Consider the following 17,936-nt stretch of genomic DNA (forward strand, 5'->3'; position numbering starts at 1 on the left):
CATGATGGTTTGGTGATTCGGTAACAGAAATAAGTGAGTGGAGAGTCGGTGGTTGGTGTACAGGTGAACAGGAGATTGGCAGCCTGCAGGTATGGTCCGGTGGATCGGCAATGCGGTTGTCACGAGGGCTAGTCAACGCAACAGTAACCTGGCGACTCGGCGGTGTAAGTATCGGTTCCACGGTTGTGCTTGGATACAGGTGTACAGTGCGGGTAGAAGACTGATAGCAGGTTAGTTGGTGGCAGGTGGATCGGTAATATTCGGTGTCGGAGTGCGAGTGGTCTGCACAAATACCTCATTCGATAGTAGGATGAGATTCATGGATGGAGCGTGCATGTTTTAACAAAGGCTCGATGGGCAGCGAAGCGGCTGTTCCAGCGAGCCTTTGCGTGTGTAAAAGAGTAGGCTCTATTAGCGAAACTTTGCGGCGATGTGGTGAAAAGGGACTTGTCCAGGCGATAAGTAGTCCAGGCTCTCAGCAAGTCCCGAAAAGGGACATGTGAGCGCAAAAAGCAGCTCTGCGCCCGCAGCAAGTCCCGAAAAGGGACTAGTGAGCGCGAAAAGCAGCTCCGCGCCCGTAGCAAGTCCCGAAAAGGGACTAGTGAGCGCCCGAAGTAGCTCAGCGGTCAGAGCAAGTCCCGAAAAGGGACTAGTGAGTGCGAAAAGCAGCTTCGCGCCCGCAGCAAGTCCCGAAAAGGGACTAGTGAGCGCGAAAAGCAGCTCTGCGCCCGCAGCAAGTCCCGAAAAGGGACTAGTGAGCGCGAAAAGCAGCTCCGCGCCCGTAGCAAGTCCCGAAAAGGGACTAGTGAGCGCGAAAAGCAGCTCCGCGCCCTCAGCAAGTCCCGAAAAGGGACTTGTGAGCGCGAAAAGCAGCTCCGCGCCCGCAGCAAGTCCCGAAAAGGGACTAGTGAGTGCGAAAAGCAGCTCCGCGCCCGCAGCAAGTCCCGAAATGCAGCTAGAATAAAAAGTGGACACCCCTTAGTGATAAAACGATAATGAAACAAAGCAGACGAGAGGGTGTCAAAAAAAATGAGTGGCAATAGACAACATTACAACGAGACATTTAAGCGTGAAACCGTAAAGTACGTGCAAGAACAGTCGAAGACGCTGGAGCAGATCGCCGATGAGTTGAACATTAATCCAGGCACATTACGCAACTGGGTCAAAAAGTATCGAACATTCGAGCACGAGCCTGTCAATCATGGGGAAACCTTACGTCAGCAAACCCAACTTATCGAAGATCAGAAACGCGAAATTGATGATTTGAGAGAAGAAATTGCGATCCTAAAAAAGGCCATGCACATCTTCAGCAAAGAAAAGAACTAAGGTTCCAGTTTATCGAAGATCATCGCTCCGAGTTTCGATTGGAGAAGATGTGCGTTCTCTTTCACGTGTCTCGGAGCGGTTATTACAAATGGCGTACCTCTGAAGCTTCTGAACGGGAAAAACGTAAGGCAACGCTGGCTGAACGTGTGAAATGGCACTTCTATGACTCCGATGAAACCTACGGCAGTCCCCGAATACGAAACGAGCTGGTGAAGGAAGGATGGACGGTATCGGAACGTACGGTGGGCCTCATTATGCGCGAACATGGCCTTCGTTCATGCATGGCCCGTAAGTTCCGAGTGGTTACGACCGATTCCAAGCATGATCTCCCGATTGCCCCTAACGTGTTGGAACAAAATTTCAAAGCCACAAAGCCCAACGAAAAGTGGGTCGCTGACATCACGTACATCCCCTGCCGCCAAGGGAAACTCTACCTTGCGAGCATCCTGGATCTGTACACCAAACAAATCGTCGGTTGGAAGCTAAGCGATCGGATGACCACAGACCTTACCCTCGATGCCCTAAAGATGGCGTATGCTGCTAAGAAGCCTCCGAAGGGATTGATTCACCATTCCGACCGCGGTTCGCAATATGCCGCTAAAGAGTACCGTGAACAGTTGAAGCAATTTAACATGAAGCCCAGTATGAGCCGCAAAGGAAACTGCTACGACAACGCCTGTATTGAAGCGTTTCACAGTATCCTAAAGCGAGAATTCATTTACAGCAAACCTAAGTTTAAAACAAAAGAGGAAGCCGGGCAGAAGCTGTACCGGTACCTTGAATTTTTTTACAACCGAAAACGTTCTAACAGTACGATTGGGTATATGTCCCCGGTGCGTTTTGAGCAGTGCTATTACGAGTGTATAGCTTAGCTTAGAGGTGTCTACTTTCTTGACAGAAGAGCAAAAAGGGACTAGTGAGCGCGAAAAGCAGCTCCGCGCCCGCAGCAAGTCCCGAAAAGGGACTTGTGTGCGCGAAAAGCAGCTCCGCGCCCGTAGCAAGTCCCGAAAAGGGACTAGTGAGCGCCCAAAAGTAACTCCCGAGCATTGCCCTCCAAAGTTACCCCCAAAAGTCCCCCTCCAAATGCCCAGCATCCCACTTATTCCGCTGCAGACCTGGACTGAGAGGGGGTCATCCCCTTGTACTGTTTATACAGCTTCGTAAAATAATTCGGATTGCTGCAGCCGACAATCCCGGCAATTTCCGTGATGGTTAAGGTGCGCTCGCGAAGCAGCCTCTCAGCCTCGTTCATCCGGGTGAGGTTGACGAAGTCAACGAAGGTCCGGCCGGTAAGCCTTTTAAACATTTTGCAGAAATGGAAAGGATTCAAACCAACCTGCGCGGCCGCCTCCTCCACGGAGATTTTCTCGCCGATTTCGGTTTCGATCCGGCTGATCAGCTGCTTGAAACGCTCACGATTGGCAAAATACGTCTCCGCTGGCTTCTCCGCCAGATGAGAGGGCAGAAAGGCTCTTGCAAGCTCTACGAAAAGGGTATAAAGCTTGGTTTTGGCTATCAACTGGTACGCGGGAGGACGTGAGCTTAACTCGTCGATGATTTCTTCGATCAGTCTACCGTAATCATGGATCACCGGATTGGCCTCGGACGGCTTAATAGGGAATCTCAGCTTTCCTTCGAGATACGGGGCTACATAGCGGGTATGGATCGGGTCATGGATGAAGTCGTTGAACAGCGACCCGTTGACAACGATACAATCAAATCGAACATCCCCATCCTCGCTTGCATAGCCGACATGGAGGCAACCGCCAGGAATTATCATGACATCGCCGGGCTTCATGGCATACGGCGCCGTGTCGATATGAAAGACGGCATACCCCTCCCGCATGCGAATGATTTCGAAGTGCTCGTGCCAATGAAGATACAGGATGCAGTCTCTACTTCGCGCGTTCGGACTAAAGTTGCGGAAGACCTGTACCGGGTAGGCCTTATAATCAAGCCTGGTGTTTTCGTGCAGCTCTTTCGGATTGGACATGGGCTCACCTCAAACCGCAAGATCAGAGTGGTAATGCACAAGGTTATATAGAGATTAACAAAAAATCTGCTTATATAATGAAGTTGCTTCATTTACAGTAAGCCAATATTCGAATGATTTCAACCGGGTGCTTATCTCAATGAGAAGTCGACTAAGGCGGACAGATTGTCCGATCTTATCTGCCCGGCGATGCAATGGAGCACCTAAAAATCTGATGTGGGGAGCATGAGATCATGACCAAGCCATTTAAAGTCGTTGTTGCCGGATGCGGCCATATGTCGAACACATGGGTGGACTATGCAAAAGGAAGAGCAGATACGGAAATCGTAGGTTTGGTGGATATCCAGGAATCATTCGCCCGTGCCATGGCAGACCGCCACGACCTGGTATGTCCCGTATTTACCGATGTCACCGACGCGATCCAATCAACCGGAGCCAATGTAGTATTTGACGTAACCGTCCCTGCCAGCCACTATGCAATCAGCACGGCTGCCCTTAAGCATGGATGTCATGTTTTTAGTGAAAAACCGCTCGCTGAATCCATGCCGGAATGTCTGGAAATCGTGCGTCTAGCTCAAGAAACCGGGAGGACGCATGCCGTCATGCAAAATCGCCGCTTTGATCCGCGCATACGGGCATTTAAAGAGCTGATTGACAGCGGTTCCATCGGAAAGCCGGGTTTTATCGCAGCCGATTTTTTCCTAGGGCCGCATTTCGGCGGATTTCGGGATGTCATGGATAGCCCGCTGCTGCTGGATATGGCGATCCACACGTTCGACCAAGCACGCTTGATCAGCGGAGAGGACCCGGTATCCGTATACTGTCACGAATTTAACCCGCCGGGGTCCTGGTATGCCGGCAATGCAATGGCCGTGTGCATCTATGAGATGTCGGATGGTTCGGTGTTCAACTACCGCGGCTCATGGTGCGCGGAAGGGGTTCAGACCTCATGGGAAGCTGCCTGGCGGGTGACGGGAGAGAGGGGCACCGCCATCTGGGACGGACTTGACGAGATTTATGCGGAGGTTGTCGCCGCTGGTGATCAGGCGGGCCAGTTTGTCCGGAAATATGAGCGCATAAATGGAGTGCTCCCGGACATGGCGAAGACCGGTCATCATGGATGCCTGGAGCATATGTTCGATTCCCTTCTGAACGGGACCAAGCCGGAGACCGATTGCAGCGACAACATTTACAGCATGGCTATGGTACTCGCCGCCTTGGAAAGTGCTAAGACGGGCCGTAAAGTGATGATTTCGGATGTGCTGGGAGCTTAATGAATCGCTGAGGAGGAATCAAGTTGATCAGGCTATTTAATACGCATCATATCCGTAAGATCGAGGAGCTGGAGGGGATGTGGGAATTTGCGCCTGCTGCCGCTCCGGGGGAACGTCCTGAAGCTTTTCCTTATAAGCTCCCCGTTCCCGGCTGCTGGGAATTGCATCCCCAATTCGGAACCTACAGGGGGACGGGGGTCTACAGAAAACGGATCAAGTTAACAGAGAAGACCCATTTACGTTTGGTTTTTAAAGGAATCAGCCACACGGCTCAAGTGTACTTTGATGGGCTACTGGTTGCCCGTCATTACAATGCGTATACCGCATTCGATGCGGTCATCCCTGATGTGGAGCCAGGGGAGCACGAGCTTCTGGTCTACTCAGACAATGCTTTCAGCGAGGCCTCTGCGCTTCACGTCCCGAACGACTACTATACGTACGGAGGAATCATCCGGCCGGTCGTGCTTGAAGAGATCGGTGATCTGTACATCGAGAACGTCATGTTCACTCCTCACAGAGAGCAAGGCAGCTGGCAAGGGCAATGGAAGGTGATCATACGCAATATCGGTCAAGTGACCAGGAAGGCCGATGTCCAGGGAAGACTGGCAGGTTCAAATTTGCCGCTGGGCATCTGTGTGGTCGGTCCTGGCGAACGTGGAGAACTAATTGTGACGTTGTCATACCCGGATGTACAGGAGTGGTCGCTGGAGCAACCGAATCTATACGAGCTTCGAGCTGTCCTAACGGTGGACGGATCCGACTGCGACGATTGGATCGACCGGATCGGGTTCAGAGAAATAACAACCTGTAATGGAAAACTGCTACTGAACGGCCGTGAGCTTGTGCTCAAAGGCGTGAACCGGCATGAGGACCATGCGCTGGCAGGAGCAGCGTTTCCGCTGCAGCTGATGGCAAAGGACCTTGAGCTTATCGTTGATCTGGGGTGCAATGCAGTTCGAACAAGCCATTATCCGTATGATGAACGTTTTCTGGATATGTGCGATGAACGAGGTATAGCGGTGTGGGAGGAGAACCATGCCCGGGGATTAAGCCTGGAGCAGATGATGAATCCGAATTTTGCTTGGCAGAGCGAGCAGGTCACCCGGGAGATGGTGGAGCAGCACTTCAATCATCCTTCCATTCTGATCTGGGCGGTCCTGAATGAATGCGCCAGCGATACCAAGGAAGGCAGGGTGCATTACGAGAAACAGCTGACTCTAATAAAAGAGCTGGATTCCAGCCGCCCCCGTTCCTTTGCGTCTCATCATCGGGACCGGGAGCTATGTTTTGATTTGGCGGATATCGTGTCATTTAATCTGTATCCTGGATGGTATACAGATGAAGATCCCGGCGAACTGGCGGATCAGGCAAGGGCTTGGGCCGATGCGCTCGGCGGGAGAGGAAAACCGATGATACTGAGCGAATTCGGGGCGGACGGCTTCTATGGCTTTCGAAGTCCGAATCGGGAGAAGGGCTCCGAGGAGCGGCAGGCTGATATTTTGCGCAGCAACCTCGAGGCGTACATACGACGTGACTACATTTCCGGTATGTTCATCTGGCAATTCAGCGACTGCCGGGTCACGGAAGGGCTGGGGTGGCTGCTATCCCGCTCATGCACCCGAAACAGCAAAGGCCTGGTCGACGAGTATCGTCGCCCGAAGCTTGCATATGAAACGGTAAGGGAGGTACTTAGAGAGAATTAAATATTTGACTGAGTGGTACACAAACCCTATAATCGAATCAACAAAACGATTTCATTATAGAGGGATGAGTGTTATGAGCACGAACGGAAGACCCCGCGAATTCAAGGATGAAGCGGTGATTGATGCGGCGATGGAGGTATTTTGGGAAAAAGGGTACGAAGCGAGCTCCACCCAAGAGCTGTGCGAGCGGACGGGGCTGGGCAAGGGAAGCCTCTACAATGCTTTCGGCAGCAAGCACGAGCTGTTCGAGCAGGTGCTTCGGCGATACAGTCAAATCGGTCTGGATCGCTCCATCGAGATCCTTGGCCGTCCCATTCCGGTGAAGGAGCGGCTGCGGGCGCTGTTCATATGGGCGATCGATATGGACTTTGCGGATCCGAATCACCGGGGATGCCTGGCTGTCAATGTCAGCATGGAGCGGGCCGGCCGGGATCCGATGGTCGAGCGGACCTTCGGCGAATATCTCCAGACGCTTGAGGAGCACATCATCGCAGCCATTGAGGATGGCATTCAGTCCGGTGAAATCAGCCACAAGCATTCGGCATTTCAGCTGGCACAGCTTTTTCTAAGCAGCTATTACGGTCTTCGGGTCCTTAACTCCGCCACCTTGAATCGCGACCGTGCCCTTCAAATCGTCGAGAGCACGCTGGATGTCATGTTTTAAATGTATGAATCTTTCAATATATAGCGAAGCAGGGAGCGGCTGAAATCGCAGGATTTCAAAAGCCGTTCCCTGTGCTGTTATCGATATGCAATTAAGAATGAACAAGCATTTTCTCAACAAAACGGGTATCTTCCATTAACGGCCTCCCGACAGCGATTACATCCGCTAATTGATCTGCTAGAATGAAATTGGCGAAAGCTTGCGTGCGAATATTCCCGACTGCAATCACTGGAACGTTTACATACTGCTTAATCACCGATGCATATGGCAATTGGTAACCTTCCGGCGTCGCTAATGGAGCGTTCGGCACCAGCCCTCCCGAGGAAACATGCACGGCATCTATTTTGGATTCCAGGTACGTCAATGCCGTCGCCACTTCAACCGGCGTGAGTCCACCTTCCGCAAAATCGGATGCGGATACTCGCAGCTGCACCGGATACTCGGACCCTACTTCGGCGCGGATCGCCTCCAGCACCTCGATAATTAGGCGAAGCCTGTTCTCCAGACTGCCTCCGTAATGATCCTCTCTCATGTTCGATAACGGGGAAAGGAATTGATGCAGGAGGTGTCCATGGGCGGCATGAAGCTCGATTCCGTCAAAACCGGCCTCCAAGCTTCTTCGGGCTGCCAGCCGGTATCGCTCGATTTCCGTCCTAATATCGTCCAAGCTCATCGCCAAGGGGATGCCATATTCATCGTCATAGGCGATAGCGCTTGGCCCCATCAGCTTATTCGTTAGAGATGGCCAGGACTTCCGGCCGCCATGCGTTAATTGAATAAAGACGGGGGTGCCTTTCTGGTGAACCGCGTTCACGATCCGCCGAAGGGGGTCAACGTGCCGGTCAGTGAAGATGCCGATATCGTCAGGAAAAAGACGGCCGTTCGGCGATACGCCGGTCGACTCGATGATGACGAGGCTGACATCCTCGGCGCGGGCAGCGTAGTGTTTTACGTGATAATCGGTCGCATAGGCTTCAGTGGTGCCTTGGTTTTGCTGCATCGGCGCCATGATGATTCGATTCCTTAGCGTTAAGCTTCCAATCTGTATGGGATCATGTACATTTGTACTCATATTCGTATTCCTCCTTAAGTATGGATATGGATTGAATAATGTTCTTGTGGATTCATTGTACGTTTAAAGCGAATATATTTACATAAGGAATTCAAGGCATCCGGAGTGGAATGGTTAGAAAATTAAAGTTGATTCGCATCCACTGATTTGAAATTCTAATCAACTGGCAAAGGAGCGAGATGATGGATCAGATTGACCACAACATATTAAAATTGCTGGCGAACAATGCGAGAATGTCGTATTCCGAATTGGGACGGCATATCAATATGACCCAGCCGGCGGTGACGGAACGGGTACGAAGAATGGAAGAGAAAGGCATCATAAAGGCATATCGGACGATTCTTGCGCACGATAAGATGGGAAAGGGCGTTACGGCGTTTATTCTCATACAAGCCGGTTCATGCGATAAGCTGCTGGAATTTTGCAGGCAGGCAGACGAGGTTGTTGAGCTGTATCAGGTGAGCGGGCAATATAACTATCTCATGAAGATCATGACGGAATCCATGCAATCCCTTGAAGCGTTCATTATGACATGCAGCGCTTATGGACACACTTCAACGATGACCGTATTATCCTCTCCGATCGAATTTAAAGAATAGAAAGACCGGATTCATAAATTTCCATTATTCTACACAACCTATTCCGTGGCTAGGCGCGGCAGTAAACGAGCAGCGTTGTGCTCCTGAGAAAGATCGTACTGTTTGGGATGGAGGCAGATAGATAATGGAAATTTTTCTGATGATTTTAATGTTTCTCGTGCTTATCGGCATTTCTAACATGATCCACCGGTTTGTCCCATTTGTCCCCGTGCCTCTGATCCAGATCGCCCTTGGGATTGCCGCAGCATTCGTTCGGTCATTTCACCATGTCCCGCTGAATCCCGAATTGTTCATGGTTCTCTTCATCGCCCCGCTGCTATTTAACGACGGGAAGCGAACGCCTCGCAAGGAACTCTGGAAGCTCCGCTCTTATATATTGCTGCTTGCGCTCGGCTTGGTCTTTGCCACGGTTCTTATTGCCGGCCCGTTCATCCATTGGCTGATACCAACTATTCCAATATCGGCTGCTTTCGCGCTTGCGGCGATTCTTTCACCCACGGATGCCGTAGCCGTCAGCTCATTATCGGGAAGGGCCAAGCTTCCCCCCAAAATCATGCATTTGCTGGAAGGCGAAGCTTTGATGAACGATGCCTCCGGGCTTGTTGCCTTCAATTTTGCAATTGCGGCAACGGTGACCGGCTACTTCTCGCTGCCGAAGGCCGCCTTAAGCTTCTTCGTCATTGCGGTCGGTGGTTTGGCGGTCGGGGCGGCGCTTGGTTTGGCCGTCATTTGGTTCAGGATGCTGCTGAGAAGACTCGGGATGGAAGACGTAACGCTGCATATGCTTGTTATCATCTTGACGCCGTTCATCATCTATTTGATCGCCGAGGAACTTCATCTATCCGGCATTCTGGCGGTCGTTGCGGCAGGGGTTACCCATGCGGTGGAGAGAGACCGGATGCGGTCCGCCTCCATGAGGCTCCGTGTCGTATCGGATAGCACCTGGTCCGTCATTTTGTATACGCTAAACGGCCTTGTCTTTTTGCTGCTCGGACATGAAATTCCTGGGGTCATTAATCAGATTTGGAGTGATCCCGCTTACAATAACGGCCAGGTTATCGGGTATATCGTTTTAATTACAGCCGTCCTTATTCTGCTTCGGCTTGTTTGGGTATGGCTTTCTACGAACCGGAATATCAAATCGGCAGTGCTGACCGCTCTGTCCGGGGTAAGAGGGGCTTTGACGCTCGCCGCAGCCTTTTCGATCCCGTTAACGCTTGCGGATGGGAGTCCGTTCCCTGAGCGGGCGCTCATTCTGTTTATTTGCGCAGGTGTTATTTTAATGACCCTTATCCTTGCCAGCAGCCTGCTTCCTTTGCTTACGCGGGAGAAGAACAAGGCGACCGCCGGGCAGGAAACCCATGATCGGGAAGCGAGAATCCGGGTCCTGGAAGCAGGCTTGCAGACGGTGCGTGAAGAGATGAATGACGAAAATAAGGAGGAAGCCCTTCAATTAATGCTCGTCTACACCCGGAAGCTTCAGCATACGAGATTAGCTGGAACGGGCGACATCCAAGGTGCCTGGAAAGCTACGATCGCAATAAGAAAAATGGGACTGGAGGCCGAGCGCGCCGTTGCTGAACAATGGTTGGGGGAAAAGCGGATTGCTCCTAGGGTTGCTGAGAAATTTATCGCCTCCTTGAACAAAGTCGAGCTGCTTCTTACGAGCCGTTACAGGCCCCGTTTAACCATAAAATCACTGTGGAGGCAGGTCATGCGTCTCTTAAAAGGAGGGGAGCGGCCGAAGCATCCTGCCATGTCGCCTGATCATCCGGATTGGGATGAGTATAAGGCGCTCAAGCTCGCAGCCATCCATGCGGCTATAGATGAGCTCGAAAGCATGGAACGAACAGAGAGACCGGCAGCATTACAGGCAGTCGTGGCGGATTACCGGGCGATGGAGCTTTACCTGTGCAATGACCGGATGTGGAGCCGTACGGTGCGCAAGATGAATAATGAGCGAAGAGAGCTGGAGCTGAAGGCCATCCAGGCGGAGCGAAATGAGATTCAAAGGCAGTTCGAGGAGGGGGAAATCGACCGGACGCTGGCAAGCCACTTCAGAATGGACGTGAATTACCGGGAAGCCAATTTGTTCGAAACGCAAGCCATGGATCAGGGCGAGAGCGTATGAAGCTACCGCCTGTTCAGCTTGAAGGGTTGTCGGCATTACGATACAATATGGAGAAAGCACTAGAAAGGGGTAGGATCATGAGTATACAAAAAGCAGCGGACAAAAAAGCGCCAATGGCCTGCCCGTCCACGTATAAAACCTTTAGTCTTGCCGTACAGGCTCTGGTAGCGCTTGAGCGCCATTCGGGCAAATGCTCGAGCGGCGACCTTGCATCTTATCTGCACTTGGAGTCCACGTTAATCAGACGCATCCTGAAGACGCTCGCCCAAGAAAATTTGATCGAATCACGAGAAGGACGAGACGGCGGCTATAGGCTGAAGAAGGACGCCCAGCAGATTACGCTGGCCGAGGTATATACGGCCCTTCAGGTCCACAGCTCGCTGAGCGACAGCATGCTGGACGCAACGGCAGGGCATTGTTTTGCCGATCAGATCAAAGAATCCTTCTCCGATATTCTGTCCGAGATTGAAGAGAACACGCTGAGTGTGCTGAGATCCCGCACGATCGCAGATATCGTCGAGCGGTCGGTATGATTTTCATTCACAAGTAATAGTTGACAATTAATTGATCGCTGAATTATACTGTGCATAAATCATCACAGTTTACTTGCGGTATAAACTGTGCATTAATTTGCACAATATAAAATGGAGGGAATACCATGTCAACTCTAACGAAGCCTGATTTTCACACGGTTGTTGCAGAACGTCACTCGGTTCGTGCCTACGACCCAACCGTAAAGATCCCAAGAGAAGAAATGGAAGAAATTCTGAAGGAAGCATCGCTGGCACCGTCATCGAGCAACCTTCAGCCATGGCGCTTCCTCGTCATCGATAAGCCGGAGCTGCTGGAGAAGCTGCATCCGATCGCTAACAACCAGGCGCATGTGCTTCAGGCATCTGCAGTCATTGCCGTGCTCGGGGACATGAAATGGTATGAGAAGGGTGAAAAAATTTATACGATGTCCCAAGAAGCGGGGTATATGACCGAAGAGGTCAAGCAGCGTTTTATTTACACGGCGGAAAACATTTATGCCGGCATGGATAAGGATGTTAAAGAAAGCATTGTGGATGTCGATGCCGGCCTCATCTCCATGCAGCTCATGCTGGTTGCCCGCGCGAGAGGTTATGATACGGTGCCGATGGGCGGTTATGACAAAGAAAAATTTGTCGAGGCATTCCAAATTCCTTCCCAGTACCGGAGCGTTATGTTAATCGCGATCGGTAAAGCGGCGTCGCCGGCTCGTCCGACCGTCCGGCTTCCGCTTGAAGATATTGCTTTCTGGAACGAAATGAACTAATGGCTCGTGACTAAATCATCGAAGCAAAAAATCAGAGGTTTACAGTTCAGTAGACCTCTGTTTTTTATGGATGGGACGTGTTCGTTCAGTTCCCGGACGATTAAGCCTTCTTCGCGCCATGAAGGAACAGATCCACGATTTGAGCAGCCTTGAGATCGAGAGGGTAGAGGTTATGTGAGAATAAGTTAATTAGAGCGCCACCCGATTTTTAAACATAGGCTTGAGATCATGGGTGGTTTTGCTTTGACATGGGGAATGACCGATTGGTAAGATGAGGAAGCGAATGAAATGCGCAGAATCAGAGGTGAAATGGATGGAAACGCTGCAGGATGCGATCAAGCTAAGAGAAGAAGGGAAGCCGGAGCAAGCGAAGGAAATGTTGTTGGCGCTTCACGGCCAAACGCCGGATGATCCCGATCTGAATTATCAGCTGGCATGGGTCCATGACATGCTCGGGCTCGAAGGCGCCGCCGTCCCTTATTACGAGAAGGCGATTTCCTCCGGGCTGGCGGGGGCGGACCGGCGCGGAGCGCTGCTCGGCTTGGGCTCCACGTATCGGACGCTGGGCCGGTATGGCAAGTCCAAAGAAGTCCTTGAGCTTGCGAAGAAGGAATACCCCGAAGCCAGGGAATTCAACGTATTTTACGCGATGACATTATACAATTTAGGAAGCTATCAGCATGCGATGGAACTGCTGCTGACGGAGCTTGCCGAGACGAGTCATGATGAGGGGATTATGTCTTATCGACGGGCGATTTCGTTTTATGCGGATAAGCTTGATCAAGTTTGGGAATAGCATGTTGAATGAACATTACATAAATAATATTATGTAAACCAATTGTGAACAGTGATGAATATGAAATGGAAATTAAGGTTGTCTTCATTTCTCACTAAGGTTGGCCGTTTAGACTAATGATGTCCCGATAGGTGATGAAAGGAGCAGCACTAATGAATAAAACAAATAACATGAACTTATGGTCGATCGGTCTTGGCAGCACGCTGCTGATGATCATGCTCGCAGGAAGTCAAAACGCATTAGGCGGACAAGCAAACGCCTTGGATTCTGCACGCAGCGGAGCCTCCGGGTATACCTTGCAAGTCGTTCAGGAAAGCCGGGCAAACGGATACGGAAGCGGACTAAGCAGCGGTACCGGGACATCCGGCAATACCACTCCCGCCAAGTCTGTCCATCATGCGGATGCCGCCAATAAAGCCCAACGCGGCATTACCGGGAACGACCCAGGCAATACCGATAAACTGCTTGCCCAGGTGCTGACGATGGTCTCCGATACGTAATACCCCATACAGGAAAGAGAAAGCGGTCTGCTTTCGATTTAGTGAACACTTATACTTATGCCGCCTTCCTGGAAGGCGGCCTTTAAGCATTTCCTCCAAGTCATACCGGCAAGCCCCGGGATCAATCTTCCCAAAGTCTGTTTCTGTTCATCTTGACCTGCTCAACCATGTGGCCGATATTTCCTTCCCCTGCAAACAGGGACATATCGAAGAAGTTCTGCTCCATACTGGACCAGTACAGTTCGTGTTCGTCTCCTTGCAGGTTAACATCGTTCTTTAATCTGCCTGCATAAACTTCAACATAGCAATTCTGCCAATAATATGTAAAGTCCATAACATGCTGCAGCACCACATTATCTTGCACGATGCCGGTTTCCTCCGCCAACTCCCTATAAGCCGCTTCCAATCCCGACTCGCCACGCTCGATTTTGCCGCCGACGAAATTGCTCAGCCCTTTGTACGGGTCCTTACGTCGTTTGCACATGAGCAATCGGTTCATATCCGGGCTAAAAATCATAAGCACATTATATCCTTGCATAAAGGGATCCCCTTCTCTTGATCATGGTATAAGCCATCACATAATTTTCGACTGTAATTTGCAAATTCCTCTCTCGTCAATTTCGTCACCGAACAGGAACTTATGTTCTTGTAATATTTTCCCTAAGCCATTATTATTATCATATCATTGCTCAGTGACACTGAGTTAACGGTGATATGAATCGTCAGCGGCTGCTGTTATTACGGTTTAACAAGGAGAACTAGGTGATCCGGGGCTTCAAAGATCCAACAAGGGGAAGGAGATTGGAACATATGCGAACGGACCGGTTATTCCGGACGAAGCGAAGGACGACAAGTCTCGGGATGTACAAGGAAATGCTGGTCAGGTATGTGCTGCCTCATAAAAAAATGCTTGCGAGCCTTGCCGTGCTGTTGGTACTGTCGATCGGACTGCAGCTGATCAACCCGCAGATCATCCGCTATTTTATTGATACGGCTCAAGGCGAAGGAAGCCTGACGGCATTGTATTACGCTGCGGGCTTTTTTATTGGCTTTTCACTCCTGCAGCAGGGCGTATCGGTTGCAGCCGCTTATTTCAGCGAGAATTTGGGCTGGACGACCACCAACAAGCTGCGCGCCGAGCTGGCGGAGCACTGCTTGTCGCTGGATATGAGCTTCCATAAGACGCAGACGTCAGGCTCGCTGATCGAACGGGTGGACGGCGATGTCAATGCGCTCGCCAATTTTTTCTCCAGCTTTATCATCCACCTGTTCGGCAATCTGCTGTTAATGATCGGCATCCTGGTTCTCTTGTTCCGGGAGAGCTTCTGGATCGGCCTGGTCATGACAGCGTTTGTGATCGGCAGTATTTATGTCATCCAATACATACGCAGGTTTGCCATACCTGTCTGGAAACGGTGGCGGGAGCTGAATGCGGATTTCTACGGCTTCATCGGGGAGCATCTTGAAGGAACGGAGGATACCCGGGCCAACGGGGCGGCGGGTTATGTCATGAACCGCTTTTTCGAACTGGCGAGGAGGATGCTGCCGGTCCGGGTGAGGGCTTTCATCGGATTTTTTCTGATGTGGAGTACAACGATTCTCGTGTTTGCGCTTGGCAATGCGGCTGCCTTTGTCGTCTGCGCTTTGCTATGGAAAAACGGGCAAGGAGGGCTGACCATCGGTTCCATCTACCTGGTGTTCTACTATACGGAGCTGCTGGCGAAGCCGATCGAGAAAATCCGGACCCAGCTCGAGGACCTGCAAAAGGCAGACGCGAGCCTCATGCGGGTACGGGAGTTGCTGGCTACGGAGCCGCTTATCAAGGACGGTCCGGGAGCGCCGCTGCCTGCCGGTCCGTTGTCGGTTGAATTCCGTGATTTGACGTTTTCATACGAAGCGGATGGCCTGCCTACGCTCGATAGGCTGAACCTGCGACTGGAGCCGGGGCAAACGCTTGGTTTATTGGGACGGACCGGCAGCGGTAAAACCACGATCGCCCGGCTTCTGCTGCGGTTCTACGATCCGCAGCAGGGAAGCATCGAGCTGGCGGGAGCAGATATTCGCGCCTGCAAGCTGCAAGAGCTGAGGCGGAAGGTCGCGATGGTGACGCAAAATATCGAGATCCTTGAAGGAACGGTCCGCGATAATTTAACGCTGTTCGATGATCGGATTCCCGATCAGCGCATTTATTCAGTATTGGAAGAGCTCGGACTGGGGGCGTGGCTTGCATCCTTACCGGAAGGGCTTAATACGAGCCTGGCGTCCGGGGGAGGCAGCTTGTCCGCGGGCGAAGCCCAGCTGCTGGCGTTCGCCCGCGTGTTCCTGACCGATCCGGGCCTCGTTATTCTTGACGAAGCTTCTTCTCGGCTTGACCCGTTGACGGAGCATCGGATCGAGGCGGCAATCACGAAGCTTCTACGGGAGAAGACTTGCATTATCATTGCTCACCGCCTGGCCACCGTGCAGCGGGCGGACCGAATTCTCATCCTTGAGAACGGGCGGACGATCGAGTGCGGGGCAAGGGCAGAGCTTGCCGCGAATCCGACATCGCGATTCAGCCGAATGCTTGCGGTGGGCGCGGAGGAGGTACTGGTATGAAAACGAGGCATTTTTTCTGGCGGCTGTTGCTTTACCGTCCGGGTTTATACCTGCTGAATTTACTTGCATGGTCGCTGATCCATATGGCTCCGCTCCTCCCGGGGCTGCTAACGAAAGCCTTCTTCGATCATTTGGAAGGCACGTACGAATTTCCGTATGGCGTCTGGGCCATCGCGGTGCTCCTGATAGGAGCGGCGCTGGCGAGGATCGCGCTAATCTTCGGCGGCTTCATGACTGACGTTCATTTTCGGTTCCGGATCGCCACCTTGATCCGGCGCAATATGCTCGCTCATGTGCTGAAGGAGCCGGGCGCACGGGCGATTCCTTGCTCGCCGGGCGAAGCGATAAGCAATTTCCGTGACGATGTTGATCAGGCGGAAGAGGCAACGAGCTGGTCCGTTGATACATTAGGGCTGATCGGCTTTGTCATTGTCGCCAGCTGGATATTGATCTCGATCGATCTTCAGCTCACCGTATTGGTGTTCGTTCCCTTAATTCTGGTCGTAACGGCTGCCCAGATTGCAACGGCAAGGATCCAGAAATACAGGGCGGCCAGCCGCGAGTCGACAGCCAAAGTTACCGGCGCCATCAGCGAAATGTTCGCGAACGTTCAAGCGATCCAGGTGGCAGGGGCGGAGAAGCGCGTCGTTGACCGTTTTGTAAGACTCAGCGAGAATCGCCGCCAATCGATGGTCAAGGATAAGCTGCTGACAGAGGCACTGTCTTCCGTCTTCACCAATTCCGTTAATTTGGGCACCGGCCTGATTCTTGTGCTGGCCAGCTATAAAATGCGCAACGGCGAATTTACCGTAGGGGACTTGTCCTTATTCGTCTATTATTTAACGTTTGTCACTCAACTCATCTCTAATGTCGGCAACTTTATGACCTACTACAAGCAGATGGGGGTCAGCTTCAAGCGAATGGTATCGATGCTTCAAGGCGCACCCGCGACCTTGCTGACAGCAGCCAATTATATCGGCATTGGTCGGACCAAGACCAAGCATCAGCCCGAGCGCAGACGAGCAGGGGACCCTGACGGAGAGCAGTCTCTTACCGAAGAAAGAGCCATAGGCGGCGCCCCACAAGTTGAAGAGACCGAATCAAGCTTGAACCCGAAGCCTCTGATGATCTATGCACCGCCGCTTCAACAGCTTGAAGCGAGAGGGCTGACCTACCGTTATCCTGAGACCGGCCGCGGCATCGAGAACGTCAGCCTTAATCTGACCCGGGGGTCATTTACGGTTGTAACCGGTATGATCGGTAGCGGCAAAACCACGCTCGTCCGGACGCTGCTCGGCCTGCTTCCGGCCGAAGCCGGCGATATCCGCTGGAATGGAGAGCGGATCGATAATCCTGCGGATTTTTTCATTCCGCCGCAAAGTGCCTATACGGCGCAAATTCCTAGGCTGTACAGCGATAAGCTGAGGAACAATATCCTGCTTGGAATCGAGGAGCAGCCCGGAAGTCTGGATCGTGCGCTGCATGCTGCGGTGATGGAGGAGGATATTAAGCACCTGCAGGACGGACTTGAGACGATGGTCGGTCCTCGGGGCGTAAAGCTTTCCGGCGGGCAGGCACAGCGTACCGCTGCTGCGCGGATGCTTGTCCGCGATGCAGAACTCTATGTCTTCGATGATCTATCCAGTGCGCTGGATGTCGAGACGGAGCGCAAGCTGTGGGAACGACTGTTCCGCGAACGCAGAGGAGCTACCTGCCTTGTTGTATCCCATCGAAGGGCGGCCTTGAATCATGCAGATCATATTATCGTCCTGAACGGGGGAGTGATCGAGGCGGAAGGAACAGCCGAAGAGCTGCTGCGCTCGAGCGAAAGCTTCCGGCAGCTGTGGTATGGCGAAGAAACCGGCACTTGATGGCCGATCATGGCCGATAGTGTTTCCAAGCACCCTTTGGCCCTGGAATTACCCAAAAAGAAAAATCCCCTTTAGCGATGCCGGCGTCAAACATCATGATCCGGTTTCTAGC

16 protein-coding genes are annotated in these 17,936 nt (G+C 52.1%); 13 read left to right on the plus strand and 3 right to left on the minus strand.

From position 1 onward, the window contains the following. Positions 1 to 1,029: 1,029 nt before the first annotated feature. Together NST44_RS19150 and NST44_RS19155 are read left to right on the plus strand one after the other, a co-directional pair. On the plus strand, positions 1,030 to 1,326 hold the full coding sequence (locus NST44_RS19150) for a transposase (RefSeq protein ID WP_007131733.1): 297 nt from the start codon (positions 1,030 to 1,032) through the stop codon (positions 1,324 to 1,326). 11 nt (positions 1,327 to 1,337) lie between these two features. Then, positions 1,338 to 2,198: an IS3 family transposase gene (locus NST44_RS19155; protein WP_244152709.1), complete on the plus strand. Its 861-nt coding sequence runs from the start codon at positions 1,338 to 1,340 to the stop codon at positions 2,196 to 2,198. A 227-nt stretch (positions 2,199 to 2,425) separates the two neighbouring features. Here NST44_RS19155 and NST44_RS19160 read toward each other — a convergent pair whose 3' ends face one another. Then, positions 2,426 to 3,319, minus strand: coding sequence for a helix-turn-helix transcriptional regulator (locus NST44_RS19160; RefSeq protein ID WP_340900398.1), 894 nt, complete (start codon positions 3,317 to 3,319; stop codon positions 2,426 to 2,428). Between the two features lie 233 nt (positions 3,320 to 3,552). Between NST44_RS19160 and NST44_RS19165 the strand changes: the two genes are divergently transcribed. From NST44_RS19165 to NST44_RS19175, 3 genes are all read left to right on the plus strand, one after another. Further along, positions 3,553 to 4,593 carry a Gfo/Idh/MocA family protein gene (locus NST44_RS19165; protein ID WP_340900400.1) on the plus strand — a complete coding sequence of 347 codons (1,041 nt, stop codon included), beginning with the start codon at positions 3,553 to 3,555 and terminating at the stop codon, positions 4,591 to 4,593. Between the two features lie 23 nt (positions 4,594 to 4,616). Continuing rightward, positions 4,617 to 6,296: a glycoside hydrolase family 2 protein gene (locus tag NST44_RS19170; protein WP_340900401.1), complete on the plus strand. Its 1,680-nt coding sequence runs from the start codon at positions 4,617 to 4,619 to the stop codon at positions 6,294 to 6,296. A gap of 73 nt (positions 6,297 to 6,369) precedes the next feature. Next, positions 6,370 to 6,960 (plus strand): TetR/AcrR family transcriptional regulator, encoded by a 591-nt coding sequence (locus NST44_RS19175; protein ID WP_007130096.1) that lies wholly within the window; start codon positions 6,370 to 6,372, stop codon positions 6,958 to 6,960. 91 nt (positions 6,961 to 7,051) lie between these two features. On the opposite strand, the gene NST44_RS19180 is transcribed toward NST44_RS19175, so the two are convergent. Continuing rightward, complete coding sequence (locus NST44_RS19180; RefSeq protein ID WP_213615494.1) at positions 7,052 to 8,032, minus strand: oxidoreductase; 981 nt, start codon at positions 8,030 to 8,032, stop codon at positions 7,052 to 7,054. Positions 8,033 to 8,214: 182 nt separating this feature from the next. Here NST44_RS19180 and NST44_RS19185 point away from each other — a divergent pair, with 182 nt between their 5' ends. The 6 genes from NST44_RS19185 (at position 8,215) to NST44_RS19210 (ending at position 13,355) form a co-directional block, all read left to right on the plus strand. Further along, positions 8,215 to 8,631, plus strand: coding sequence for an Lrp/AsnC family transcriptional regulator (locus NST44_RS19185; protein ID WP_007130094.1), 417 nt, complete (start codon positions 8,215 to 8,217; stop codon positions 8,629 to 8,631). A gap of 124 nt (positions 8,632 to 8,755) precedes the next feature. Next, positions 8,756 to 10,762, plus strand: coding sequence for a Na+/H+ antiporter (locus tag NST44_RS19190; protein ID WP_007130093.1), 2,007 nt, complete (start codon positions 8,756 to 8,758; stop codon positions 10,760 to 10,762). 77 nt (positions 10,763 to 10,839) lie between these two features. After that, positions 10,840 to 11,295 carry an RrF2 family transcriptional regulator gene (locus tag NST44_RS19195; protein WP_028407278.1) on the plus strand — a complete coding sequence of 152 codons (456 nt, stop codon included), beginning with the start codon at positions 10,840 to 10,842 and terminating at the stop codon, positions 11,293 to 11,295. A gap of 125 nt (positions 11,296 to 11,420) precedes the next feature. Next, entirely contained in the window at positions 11,421 to 12,059 is a 639-nt protein-coding gene (locus NST44_RS19200) for a nitroreductase family protein (protein WP_007130091.1), read from the plus strand. 313 nt (positions 12,060 to 12,372) lie between these two features. Further along, positions 12,373 to 12,855 (plus strand): tetratricopeptide repeat protein, encoded by a 483-nt coding sequence (locus tag NST44_RS19205; RefSeq protein WP_340901454.1) that lies wholly within the window; start codon positions 12,373 to 12,375, stop codon positions 12,853 to 12,855. Positions 12,856 to 13,007: 152 nt separating this feature from the next. Continuing rightward, a complete protein-coding gene (locus NST44_RS19210; RefSeq protein ID WP_340900405.1) occupies positions 13,008 to 13,355 on the plus strand; it encodes a hypothetical protein in 348 nt (115 codons plus the stop codon). Between the two features lie 121 nt (positions 13,356 to 13,476). Here the strand turns inward: NST44_RS19210 and NST44_RS19215 are convergent, their stop codons facing one another. Beyond that, positions 13,477 to 13,893: an NUDIX hydrolase gene (locus NST44_RS19215; RefSeq protein ID WP_340900406.1), complete on the minus strand. Its 417-nt coding sequence runs from the start codon at positions 13,891 to 13,893 to the stop codon at positions 13,477 to 13,479. 272 nt (positions 13,894 to 14,165) lie between these two features. Here NST44_RS19215 and NST44_RS19220 point away from each other — a divergent pair, with 272 nt between their 5' ends. Then, a complete protein-coding gene (locus NST44_RS19220; RefSeq protein ID WP_340900407.1) occupies positions 14,166 to 15,953 on the plus strand; it encodes an ABC transporter ATP-binding protein in 1,788 nt (595 codons plus the stop codon). Next, the gene (locus tag NST44_RS19225; protein WP_340900408.1) at positions 15,950 to 17,824 is read left to right on the plus strand and encodes an ABC transporter ATP-binding protein; all 1,875 of its coding nucleotides are present in this window, start codon (positions 15,950 to 15,952) and stop codon (positions 17,822 to 17,824) included. Before NST44_RS19220 ends, NST44_RS19225 begins: the two co-directional genes overlap by 4 nt. Positions 17,825 to 17,936 lie beyond the last annotated feature (112 nt).

Source organism: Paenibacillus sp. FSL W8-0919 (assembly GCF_038003785.1).
In the GTDB taxonomy this organism is placed as follows: Bacteria; Bacillota; Bacilli; order Paenibacillales; family Paenibacillaceae; genus Paenibacillus_AQ; species Paenibacillus_AQ lactis.

Coding starts and splice junctions, on each gene's coding strand:
- NST44_RS19150 (WP_007131733.1), top strand. CDS start 1,030: ATGAGTGGCAATAGACAACATTACAACGAGACATTTAAGCGTGAAACC.
- NST44_RS19160 (WP_340900398.1), bottom strand. CDS start 3,319: ATGTCCAATCCGAAAGAGCTGCACGAAAACACCAGGCTTGATTATAAG.
- NST44_RS19165 (WP_340900400.1), top strand. CDS start 3,553: ATGACCAAGCCATTTAAAGTCGTTGTTGCCGGATGCGGCCATATGTCG.
- NST44_RS19175 (WP_007130096.1), top strand. CDS start 6,370: ATGAGCACGAACGGAAGACCCCGCGAATTCAAGGATGAAGCGGTGATT.
- NST44_RS19180 (WP_213615494.1), bottom strand. CDS start 8,032: ATGAGTACAAATGTACATGATCCCATACAGATTGGAAGCTTAACGCTA.
- NST44_RS19185 (WP_007130094.1), top strand. CDS start 8,215: ATGGATCAGATTGACCACAACATATTAAAATTGCTGGCGAACAATGCG.
- NST44_RS19190 (WP_007130093.1), top strand. CDS start 8,756: ATGGAAATTTTTCTGATGATTTTAATGTTTCTCGTGCTTATCGGCATT.
- NST44_RS19195 (WP_028407278.1), top strand. CDS start 10,840: ATGAGTATACAAAAAGCAGCGGACAAAAAAGCGCCAATGGCCTGCCCG.
- NST44_RS19200 (WP_007130091.1), top strand. CDS start 11,421: ATGTCAACTCTAACGAAGCCTGATTTTCACACGGTTGTTGCAGAACGT.
- NST44_RS19205 (WP_340901454.1), top strand. CDS start 12,373: ATGGAAACGCTGCAGGATGCGATCAAGCTAAGAGAAGAAGGGAAGCCG.
- NST44_RS19210 (WP_340900405.1), top strand. CDS start 13,008: ATGAATAAAACAAATAACATGAACTTATGGTCGATCGGTCTTGGCAGC.
- NST44_RS19215 (WP_340900406.1), bottom strand. CDS start 13,893: ATGCAAGGATATAATGTGCTTATGATTTTTAGCCCGGATATGAACCGA.
- NST44_RS19220 (WP_340900407.1), top strand. CDS start 14,166: ATGCGAACGGACCGGTTATTCCGGACGAAGCGAAGGACGACAAGTCTC.
- NST44_RS19225 (WP_340900408.1), top strand. CDS start 15,950: ATGAAAACGAGGCATTTTTTCTGGCGGCTGTTGCTTTACCGTCCGGGT.